Below are 2376 nucleotides of genomic sequence, written 5' to 3'. Positions count from 1 at the left end.
CCGGTAGTATCGATGACGGCCTTGACGCTCGACGGCGAGAAGGGACGTCTCGACCAGCTTGGCGAGGTGTCCGCTCGCGGTCTGCGGGCTGACGCCGCTATGCCAAGCCAGTTCGCTGGCGGTCAGCGCCCGGCCGTCCATGAGGGCGGAGAGAATGTTGGCGCGCGAGACGTCGCCGATCGACGCGGCGATTTCCGCGAGCACGATGCTCGAGGCGAATGTTGTCATGGCAGGATCATAGCCAGACTTTGGCCCGAGTGCAGCACCGGACGCTTCGGCGGCGGCCGAAGTGTTCGAATGAGACTTTCAGCAGTCGAAGTGACATGAATCGCCATCGAAATTGCCACGACAGGGACGAGTGAGATGGGCAGGACCCTCGCAAACACGAATTATGCCGTCGAACTCGCTCTGCTGGTCGTACTCGCGACCCTTTGGGGAGCGTCTTACACGTTCATCAAGATCGGCATCGAAACGATCCCCCCGGTGACCCTGATCGCCGCGCGGACCGCGATCGCCGGGGGCGTCCTTCTGGTGATCATGAGAATGCGGGGCGTCACGTTTCCGCGCGACCTCGCGGCGTGGAAGGATTTTGCCATTCAGGCCTGCCTCAACAGCGTGATCCCGTTCACCCTCATCGCGTGGGCGGAGAGAGACGTCGAAGCGGGCCTCGCGGTCATCCTGAATGCGATGACTCCGGTTTTCGCGTTTCTCCTGACTTGGCTCTGGTTCAGGCACGAGCCGACGACCTTTCGCAAGCTGGTCGGCGTCCTGCTCGGCCTGACCGGTGCTTGCGTCATCGTCGGACCCCAGGCGTTGGCGGGTTTCGGACGGGAAGTCGCGGCGCAGCTGGCGATCATCTTCGCGTCGTTCTGTTATGGCTACGCGGCCATTTTCGGTAAGCGCTCCAAGCATATCGATCCGATGGCGACGGCGGCGGGTTCTCTGATCTGCGGCGCCGTGATTCTTTTCCCCGTGAGTCTCGCCGTCGATCGGCCATGGACGCTTGCGCCATCGGTCGAGTCGCTCTGGGCGTTGGTTTGTCTCTCGGTCTTCTCGACTTCGCTCGCGCTGACGATCTATTTCCGCCTCGTCCACACGCTGGGATCCGTCGGCGTCACCGCGCAAGCCTATCTGCGCGTGCCGATCGGTGTCGGTATCTCCGCGTTGATCCTGGGGGAAACCCTTCCGCCGATCGTATGGGTCGGGGTGGCCATCATTCTTCTCGGGATTGCGGCGATCACGACGCCGGAACGGAAGAAATCGGTGGCTGCGGCAGCCGAGTGAAAAGAGAAAAGGCCCGGCGAGAACCGGGCCCTTTCGTCGAGGCGATGTCGTCGACGCTTACTGCTGCGGAGCCGGAGCTGTGGGGTTCGCAGGCGAAGCCGGCGGGCTCAAGGGCGATGCAGGAGCAGGCGTCGGCGCCGTCGGATTGGCCGGAGCGCTCTGCGTGGGCTGCGACGTCGTGCTGCCGGTCGTGCTCACGTCCCGACCGCCGCCGTCATAGAAGAGGAATGCAAGAAGACCCAGCGCGATGACGAGACCGCCAATCAAATAAGCGAGGGTGTTCGATCCACGCGCCTCGCGGTCATAGACCTCAGGGTCACGATTGTAGATGTTCGGATCTCGATCCATGGACATTGTTGACTCCTTGACCTTTTGATCATCGGTTCAACGCTCAATGTCCGAACGGGTTTCATCGAAGCGGGGCCGGAATCTGTGAATAAGTGTGGAATCAACTGTATGGTCGCGGTTCCATCCTGAACATCCGTTCAGGTTGAGAGGGGTTGACCCGGGCGGGCGTTGGCTCTTACTCCCATCCGAGACCATTGAAATGTTGAGACGCGAGGCGGCATGAACGCTCCTGTGAACCCGAAAAAGCTCATCAAGGGCGCGACAGGCGATTGGGAGGTCGTGATCGGCATGGAAATCCATGCCCAGATCACCAGCCAAGCGAAGTTGTTCTCTGGCGCCTCGACGACATTTGGCGGCGAGCCGAACAGTCACGTTTCGCTCGTGGATGCGGCCATGCCTGGCATGCTTCCCGTGATCAACGAGGAATGCGTCCGTCAGGCGATCCGTACCGGGCTCGGTCTGAAGGCCGCAATCAACCACCGCAGCGTCTTCGACCGGAAGAACTATTTCTACCCGGATCTGCCCCAGGGATATCAGATCAGCCAGTACAAGAGCCCCATTGTCGGGGAGGGCGAGGTCACGGTCGACGTGTCCGACACCGAGACCATCACGGTCGGTATCGAGCGCCTCCACTTGGAGCAGGATGCCGGCAAGTCGATCCACGACTTGCACCCCTCGATGAGCCTCGTCGATCTCAACCGCTCCGGCGTGGCGCTGATGGAAATCGTGTCGCGACCCGATCTT

General features: G+C 61.5%; 3 protein-coding genes and 1 pseudogene. 2 read left to right on the top strand and 2 right to left on the bottom strand.

Annotated elements, in window-relative coordinates:
* On the bottom strand, positions 1 to 228 hold a 228-nt coding region (locus AC1DT3_RS18250), incomplete at its 3' end, for an ArsR/SmtB family transcription factor (protein WP_477466644.1).
* A 135-nt stretch (positions 229 to 363) separates the two neighbouring features.
* Here AC1DT3_RS18250 and AC1DT3_RS18245 point away from each other — a divergent pair.
* Complete coding sequence (locus AC1DT3_RS18245) at positions 364 to 1284, top strand: DMT family transporter (protein ID WP_477466643.1); 921 nt, start codon at positions 364 to 366, stop codon at positions 1282 to 1284.
* 57 nt (positions 1285 to 1341) lie between these two features.
* Here the strand turns inward: AC1DT3_RS18245 and AC1DT3_RS18240 are convergent, their stop codons facing one another.
* Positions 1342 to 1638, bottom strand: coding sequence for a hypothetical protein (locus tag AC1DT3_RS18240; RefSeq protein WP_477466642.1), 297 nt, complete (start codon positions 1636 to 1638; stop codon positions 1342 to 1344).
* 213 nt (positions 1639 to 1851) lie between these two features.
* On the opposite strand from AC1DT3_RS18240, the pseudogene gatB reads away from it, so the two are divergent.
* Positions 1852 to 2376 (top strand): annotated as a pseudogene (gatB, locus tag AC1DT3_RS18235) (Asp-tRNA(Asn)/Glu-tRNA(Gln) amidotransferase subunit GatB); the annotation flags it as partial.

Source organism: Microvirga sp. P4_G7 (assembly GCF_056401005.1).
The sequence above is the reverse complement of the archived record's forward strand: the minus strand, read 5'-3'. Positions and strand labels throughout refer to the sequence as shown.